This window comes from Vibrio sp. V01_P9A10T6, from assembly GCF_963877065.1.
Taxonomy (GTDB): Bacteria; Pseudomonadota; Gammaproteobacteria; order Enterobacterales; family Vibrionaceae; genus Vibrio; species Vibrio anguillarum.
In genome coordinates this window covers 1-7577 of sequence record NZ_CAWNTB010000043.1, presented here as the reverse complement: position 1 = coordinate 7577, position 7577 = coordinate 1, and the positions used below count along the sequence as shown (strand labels likewise).

General features: G+C 44.2%; 7 protein-coding genes, 1 tRNA gene and 1 pseudogene. 3 read left to right on the top strand and 6 right to left on the bottom strand.

Going from position 1 to position 7577, the window contains the following annotated elements; translation table 11 throughout:
- From AACQ21_RS02565 to napF, 3 genes and pseudogenes are all read right to left on the bottom strand, one after another.
- A pseudogene (locus AACQ21_RS02565) lies at positions 1 to 320 on the bottom strand (periplasmic nitrate reductase subunit alpha); the annotation flags it as partial.
- Positions 317 to 622, bottom strand: a complete 306-nt coding sequence (locus AACQ21_RS02560; protein WP_105977024.1) for a chaperone NapD — start codon at positions 620 to 622, stop codon at positions 317 to 319. The pseudogene AACQ21_RS02565 and the gene AACQ21_RS02560, both read right to left, overlap by 4 nt.
- 2 nt (positions 623 to 624) lie before the next feature.
- Complete coding sequence (gene napF, locus AACQ21_RS02555) at positions 625 to 1116, bottom strand: ferredoxin-type protein NapF (RefSeq protein WP_105977023.1); 492 nt, start codon at positions 1114 to 1116, stop codon at positions 625 to 627.
- Between the two features lie 215 nt (positions 1117 to 1331).
- On the opposite strand from napF, the gene narQ reads away from it, so the two are divergent.
- Positions 1332 to 3056, top strand: a complete 1725-nt coding sequence (gene narQ, locus AACQ21_RS02550) for a nitrate/nitrite two-component system sensor histidine kinase NarQ (RefSeq protein ID WP_105977022.1) — start codon at positions 1332 to 1334, stop codon at positions 3054 to 3056.
- Complete coding sequence (locus tag AACQ21_RS02545) at positions 3043 to 3675, top strand: response regulator (protein WP_105977021.1); 633 nt, start codon at positions 3043 to 3045, stop codon at positions 3673 to 3675. The genes narQ and AACQ21_RS02545 overlap by 14 nt, the downstream gene beginning before the upstream one ends.
- Before the next feature lie 66 nt (positions 3676 to 3741).
- Here the strand turns inward: AACQ21_RS02545 and dcuC are convergent, their stop codons facing one another.
- Complete coding sequence (gene dcuC, locus AACQ21_RS02540; RefSeq protein ID WP_105977020.1) at positions 3742 to 5109, bottom strand: anaerobic C4-dicarboxylate transporter DcuC; 1368 nt, start codon at positions 5107 to 5109, stop codon at positions 3742 to 3744.
- Positions 5110 to 5406: 297 nt separating this feature from the next.
- On the bottom strand, positions 5407 to 6534 hold the full coding sequence (locus AACQ21_RS02535; RefSeq protein WP_105977019.1) for an acyl-CoA desaturase: 1128 nt from the start codon (positions 6532 to 6534) through the stop codon (positions 5407 to 5409).
- A gap of 175 nt (positions 6535 to 6709) precedes the next feature.
- Between AACQ21_RS02535 and AACQ21_RS02530 the strand changes: the two genes are divergently transcribed.
- On the top strand, positions 6710 to 7252 hold the full coding sequence (locus tag AACQ21_RS02530; RefSeq protein ID WP_105977018.1) for a GNAT family N-acetyltransferase: 543 nt from the start codon (positions 6710 to 6712) through the stop codon (positions 7250 to 7252).
- Positions 7253 to 7334: 82 nt separating this feature from the next.
- On the opposite strand, the gene AACQ21_RS02525 is transcribed toward AACQ21_RS02530, so the two are convergent.
- A tRNA-Ser gene (locus tag AACQ21_RS02525) sits at positions 7335 to 7425 on the bottom strand.
- Positions 7426 to 7577 lie beyond the last annotated feature (152 nt).

The window sequence follows — 7577 nt, the reverse complement described above, 5'->3', positions numbered from 1 at the left end:
TTCATACGCAGCAGTGGTTGCTTCAAGCGATCTTTGCCATACATGATTTTTGAGAGGAAGTAGCCTTTAATACAGTTCAACCCTTTGTTGACGGGGGCTTCAGGGTCACCTTGCGTGGCAACCACTTTGCCGTTTTGGGTACCGATTAATACTGAACAGCCAGTCCCGCAGAAACGACAAGGCGCTTTATCCCAAGTGATTTTTGTTTGGTCTGAACTGGCAATCAAGTTAGTGGCGCTGGCGGGCAGAGTAATACCGGCGACAGCGGCAGCGGATGCGGCTGCGTTTGCTTTCACAAACGCGCGTCTTGTCATTTTCATACGTCATCCTCAATGTGGGAATGTTGTGTTCCAGTGTTGGTATCCGTGTCATCCAGCCCACTTTCTATTTGGTGATAAACCAAAGCGGTGCTGAGAACATGTGGTAAATTATTAATCGCATCGATGGTGTCAGTAACGAAGCCTTGGTTTTCCGTTTCCAAAACTACGATCATTTTCCCTTCGTCGCTTTGGCCATATACTTCTGCGTTCTCAAACGATTCGATTGTCGCTTTGAGCGCCGCTAAATGTTCAGGCACGACATGAACGATCAAACTTGAAATATGTACTTCATTGAGTGACATGTTTATCTCTCATTATTAATATTGCTCACACGGATGGCTGAGGTTGGACAGATGGAAACGCACGCGCCACATCCGTTACAGGCATCAAGATCGACATTTGGTTGCGCCACTTTTCCGATAACTAAGTTGAACGTTATGGCGGTTAATTCACATGACTCAGCGCAGCTACGACACTCCACATTGCGTTTAGCCAAGCAGCTTTCTTCGATCTTGGCTTTGGCGCGCCACGGTTGCATTGAACGCGGTGTAAAGATCGGCTCTGGGCAGCTCTGCGCGCACTGATAACAAAAGGTGCACTCATCAATATGAAAATCTATAGTTGGGAAGCCACCATCACCTAAGGTGATGATTTTCGTCTCGCACGCTTCTAGGCAACGGCCGCAGCGAGTGCACTCATCTGAAAAGGAAAGGGGGTGAGCAATCCAAGGCAAGCGGACAATGGTGTCATCGACCTTATTACGAGAAAAAAAACGCCTTTTTGAGAGATCAACCAAAGTGCATTCCCATTTTTGTTAACAAATCTTCATTTACCCATACATAAATTGTAGTTTTTGTCCTATTTCTATAAATACCCACAAGGAGGTAATTGGCTAGACATGTTGTTTTAGATCAATAAATTCAGGCGCGAGTGATCACATATTGAATGGCTTTAACGACAGCCGCGCCTAATCAGATACAATGGACAAGGAGATGTTCACGGAGAGATGTTTTGAGAAAACGATCCAAACAGTCGGTAACAAGCACGATTGCCAAAGCAATGTTGTCGATTTTGCTGCTATCAGTTGCCATCACGGGTTACGCAATTTTTACACTCGCCTCATCACTCAATGATGCGGAAGCGGTGAATGTGGCGGGTTCAATGCGTATGCAAAGCTATCGATTGGCACATGATATTCAAAGTAACTCGGTGGATTATTCATCTCACATTTATCTTTTTGAACGTTCGCTTTATTCACCATCAATGAAAGCATTGCAGCGTTGGCCTGTGCCAAACGACATCACCAAAGATTATTATCAGTTGATCATTCGTTGGCACGAACTGAAAAGCTTGTTAAATAGCGAGAACAAAGACCGCTATCTTGATGAGGTAGCGAAATTTGTCAGCCAAATCGACCGTTTTGTCTTTAAGTTGCAGCACTTCTCAGAACAAAAGCTGATCCAACTGGCTTGGTTTGGCGGCATGGGGTTGGGTGGTGTGTTATGTATCTCATTGTTTGTGGTGCATTTTATTCGTAAGGAAGTGGTAGGGCCATTGCGTTCGCTAGTGACCGCCAGTGAGCAGATCCAAAACCGTTCATTTGATGTATCGCTCAATGTCACCAGCCATAATGAAATGGGGATCTTAACCCGCACGTTTAATAAAATGGCCACCGACCTTGGTAAGCTGTACCTCGGTTTGGAGCAAGCGGTGAATGAGAAAACCCATAAGTTGCAAAATGCCAACCAAGCACTGCAAGTGTTGTATGACTGCTCGCAAGAGTTAACCGCATCGCGCATTAGCCAAGATAATTTTCAAGCGATTTTGCAACACTTGGTCACCATTGAAGGGGTCACATTTGCCCAGTTAGAAATTGGTGATGACGCGGGTAAAAGTACGCGCTTATCCGAAGGTGAGAGTAATGGGTTCTCCCTCTCTCCGCTTTTACTGAGCTTAGATGGGATACAACTGGGTTACTTGTATCTACAATACAGTTTGCCTTGTCCAAATAACGCCTTGATTGATAACTTCGTACAAATATTGTCCCGCGCTATCTATTATAATCAAGCGCAGAAACAAGCCGAGCAGTTGATCTTGATGGAAGAGCGCGCCACCATCGCACGTGAACTGCATGATTCGTTAGCTCAATCGCTTTCATACTTGAAGATACAAGTATCGCTATTGAAACGCGTGATTGGCCGAGCAGATGCCCCGCATGCTGTAGAAAGAAAAGAGCAAATCATTTCAGATATTGATCAAGGTTTGTCGGGCGCTTACACCCAGTTAAGAGAGTTGTTAACCACCTTTAGGCTAACGATTAAAGAAGGCAATTTTGGTCAAGCACTAAAGGGCATGCTAGAGGAACTTGGCGAACAAACTGCGGCGGAGATAGCGCTTAATAATAATTTGTCATCGATTGATTTAGATGCGCACCAACAAGTGCATTTACTGCAGTTGATCCGAGAAGCGACTATCAATGCTATCAAACACGCTCAAGCTAGCGTCATTCGGGTCAGCTGCGATGAAGTCGATGATCAGGTGATGGTGACGGTCAAAGATGATGGGGTTGGCTTTGATCAACAGCGTGCTAAGCTCAATCATTATGGGTTAAGCATTATGCAAGAAAGAGCAGCGCGGCTGCATGGCACATTGTCAGTAACCTCCGCACCCAACGCCGGGTGTCAAGTTATGTTGAAATATAAACGTTCAAAGGATACAAATTTTGACAAGATGTAGAGTAATGCTGGTAGATGACCACCCTTTGATGAGACGTGGTATTAACCAGCTATTGAGTTTTGAAGATGACTTTGAAGTGGTTGCTGAAGCCTGCAACGGTAGTGAAGCCATTGCTTTGGCACATGACATTGAGCCGGATCTCATTCTGCTTGATTTGAATATGAAAGGCATGTCGGGGCTCGATACGTTAACAGCGCTTCGTGCCGATGAGTCAACCGCCACCATCGTTATTTTAACGGTATCAGACAGTGCACTCGATATTGAAGCCATGGTGAAAGCGGGGGCTGATGGCTACCTTCTTAAAGATACAGAGCCGGATGAGCTGGTGGAACTGCTTAGACAGGCCGCTACAGGTGTAAAAGCGTACAGCGAGTTTGTTACTCGGTACCTTGCCGAACGTCATACTCATGAAGATCTTTTTGAAACATTAACCGACCGTGAAACTCAGATTTTAAAAGAGGTCGCGAAAGGGTATCGGAATAAACAAATTGCGGATCGTCTGTTCATTTCTGAGTCGACAGTAAAAGTGCACATGAAGAGTTTACTGAAGAAGCTACGCGTCCCATCGCGCACGGCAGCAACGATTTTATACTTGGAGCGTTATAGCGAGAGTAAATAACACCTATTTGGAAATAGCGGTTTGAAAAAAGGGCGTCCTGTAGGACGCCCTGATTGTTTGTTAACGTTATGCTGTCATCGGTACAAGGATTACCGTACCAATAATGACAGTGATTAAACCGAGGATGACGGGAACGGAAGTGCGTTTTACCACTTCAAATGGGCTGATTTGACCCATGCCAGCCGTTGCTACGACGACACCTGATACCGGTGAAATGGTACGCCCAAGGTTTGAAGCTTGCAGCATCGGGATAATTAGGAATGCTGGGTTCACGCCCAATTTAGCCGCTAACGATGGCGCTAACTCAACAAAGGCGTAGAACGGAGCGTTACCTGAACCAGTCGCAATAGCGGCTGCTACGGTAAGGCCTGTTAAAATCAGCATCAAGGCTATGCCGCCTGCGCCTGCGGTTTCTGCAAGGTGAAGCAGGTTATCAATCGCTCCAATCGACATCAAACCTTGTGCGAACACGCCCGCAGCAACCAATAGCATCACCACGCCTTTGAATGCTTCGGCCATACCTGCGTAGCACGATTCTAGATCTTCTAACGTCTCTTTACCTTTAAAACGCTTCGTCACGAAGTCAACCAATGCACCGATGAAGATGGATCCGACAACAATGGTGTAAATATCAAGGCTCAAACCTTGAATGGTTTCTCCGTTGAATAAAAACACACCTACAATAGGTAAGAATGGAAGCGCCGCATAGTAAGCTGGTGCTTTCACTTCGATGGAAGAAACATCGATTTTTTCCATCGGTGTATTGTCTTTTTTATCAAGATACTTGTTCCAGAAGAAGGCCGCGACCGCCATTACGATAATGGCGCAGATCGAAACAGGCAGAACCGTTTCCACGGCAAAAACGTGTAAAGGTAGGCCAGATTTTTCCGCAGCAATAACCACATCACCAGAGGTAGGGGAGAGGATGATCGCGGCAGGAGATGCGCACACCGCGACGGCGGCCGGGCGAGATATCCCCATCGCCACCATCATTGGAAATAAAGTGGCCATTAACAGCACGCCAAGACCCGTTGCTGAGCTCACCGCTAAAGACATCAAACACGCCACAATATAAGCAGCAACCAGCAAGATATAAGGGGATGTAATGATCGAAAGAGGTTTAGAAAACTGTTTTACAACCACATTGTTGGCACCGATGTGTGTCATGTACGAAGCAAAACCACACAGCAACATAATTTGCATGCCTAAACCGCCACCACTGTAACGTAGCATGTATTTCACGAACTCGAGGGCATCCGTTACCGTGTTACCGGTTGAGGGTACTTTGGCTGGCAGCACTGAATAGCCAAGTGCGCCGGTTAATAGCAGCAAAACGATACCTGCAGTGAGTAACACACCTGCTGGCTTGTAACCTTTAACAATGAAATAACCCACCGCTACTGTTACCGCCAAGCCAATTAAAAGCTCTAGCATTTAAGTCTCCTGAAATTATGAACAATATTGAAAAAACGTGTATCAATTTATGACAAGGAATTTACCGAAAAGAGTACTGTAGCACGAGAGCAAGTTGAGCTTTAGATGATCTAAAACAATAAAATTATCAATTGATAACCTAGTTGAAAATTCTTTAACTTTGAATATGTTTTAGTCGTTCTAACTATTCATTTGGCAAATATACGGCTAGAAATTCTGTTGGAGGGGAGGATAATTTAAGCTAGGAAAAATGAAGCCACTTAAGCCATGGCTTCATCAAATCTGTAAAGTATGAATTTAGGAGTACTGACGCACAATGAGCTGCCAATTGGATTTTTGTAGCGCTAATTGTTGCTTCACTTGTAGATAGCGCAGCATTAATAGAGAGTGTTCATATCTACGAACCATATTGTTTTTTTTACTTTCGATCAGCTGTTTCTTTAATTCATAATATTCTTGTAACTGCATGACTAAAGCGTCAAATTCACGTTGTATGCTGGCCATAACGAGTTGCTGATTGGGCAACGCGGCGATCTGTTTTTGCGCATGGCTTAATGCCATTAACGCTTTCGCTTTTTCTACCTTAAGGGGAGGAGAAGTGCGCAATTTACCAGCCAACCCAAGCCACGAACACAGCTTGATCAGCCATTTTGTTGGATCGTATTGCCACCAATAAATCCCATTACGATAATCGTTTTCAAAAATATGGTGATAATTGTGGTAGCCCTCGCCAAAAGTGAAGAAAGCCAAAATACCGTTATCGCGGGCTGTATTTTTATCAGTATAAGGCTGGCTACCCCATATATGAGCCAGCGAATTGATGAAAAATGTCGTGTGATGATTGAGCACTAAACGCAGTGCACCCACGATCAGTAGCATGCCCAGTATATCGTGATAAATAAAACCAAGAATCAGTGGAACGCCCAAGTTCATTGCAAGTGCCAAAGGCACATAATATTTATGCTGCCACATTACGATCTTATCTTTTTGCAGATCACGGCAGTTGGAGTAGTCATCATACGTGGTTTTATTGTAGTGACGCAGCATCCAACCTATGTGTGAAAACCAGAAACCTCGTTTTGCTGAATAAGGATCTTTGTCATTATTGTCTACATGCTTGTGATGAACGCGGTGATCAGAAGACCAATGTAGTGCACTGTTTTGTAGTGCAAATGCCCCACCTAATGCAAACAATAATCTCAGTGCCCAATGGGCTTCATAGGCTTTATGTGACCATAAACGGTGATATCCCGCAGTAATGGAAAGGTTGCAAAAGGAAAAGCAAATCATCAACCAAAGCCAATGCGCCATGCCGTAGCCAAATTGCCAACCATACAAAGGGGCTGCAATGGCCGCTAAGCCCAAGCTGAAACTAAAAATAATAATGTTTATCCAGATAAGTGGTGGTTTTGATACCGATTCCATGATTAAAATCCCTTGGGCTTACAGTTGTTCGCTAGAATATCAGCGAACAACTGTAAGTCAAAGGGGTTTAATGATTCTTTTAAGGGATTGTGATTAGTATATTTTGCTTTTCTATTTGAACCGAATAGTATGAAAGACGATGTTAATCCTTACAGGAAGTAATAAGGACTGGAATATGGAAATAAAAGCAGCTGAATATTGCGATTTTGAAAGAATTGCTCAGCTCCACGCTCAAAGTTGGCGAACTCACTACCAAGGCATATTAGGTAAAGAGTACCTTGATAACGACGTTCTCGAAGACCGTTTACTGATCTGGCAAACTCGCTTGATCAATCCGCCATTTAATCAGCATGTACTACTGATTGAAGAGGGAGGGCTGCTGTGCGGGTTTATCTGCGCCTTTGGTAACCACGATTTTGACAAAGGAAGTATTATCGAGTCTCTGCACATTGATGAAAATTATCGAGGAAGAGGGATTGGTCGCCAGTTGATTCAAGAGATGGCAGCGTGGTTTGGTCAATATTTTCCTAACAGCGGTGTTTATCTGGAAGTGATGGCAGACAATAAGCAAGCCATCGAATTTTACGACTACTTAGCTGGTCGACCTAAAGGAGAGCGTTTATGGCGGTCTCCTTGCGGACAAGATATTAAAGAGTGGGTTTATACTTGGACCAGCCCAACAGATTTGCTGGCTTCGGTCTCTTCGACGGTTAATTGAAACCAACTCCGTTACGCTCTCAAGTTTCTAAATGCTATAAATAGAAAAAGCCTTTGATAATCAAAGGCTTTTTCTTGATGTTTGGCGGAGAGATAGGGATTTGAACCCTAGGATAGCTATTAACCATCGCCGGTTTTCAAGACCGGTGCTTTAAACCACTCAGCCATCTCTCCGTGTGGTGCGCATAATAGATAGCCACCATAATATTGTAAAGCAATAAGTTGAGTCATCGACTCGGTTTGGCTAACCACAATAACGTTTTCAGTTACAGTAAAGTACTGTTTTTACCGCTTCCCTTGATTTTATGAGCTATATACTCTACAAC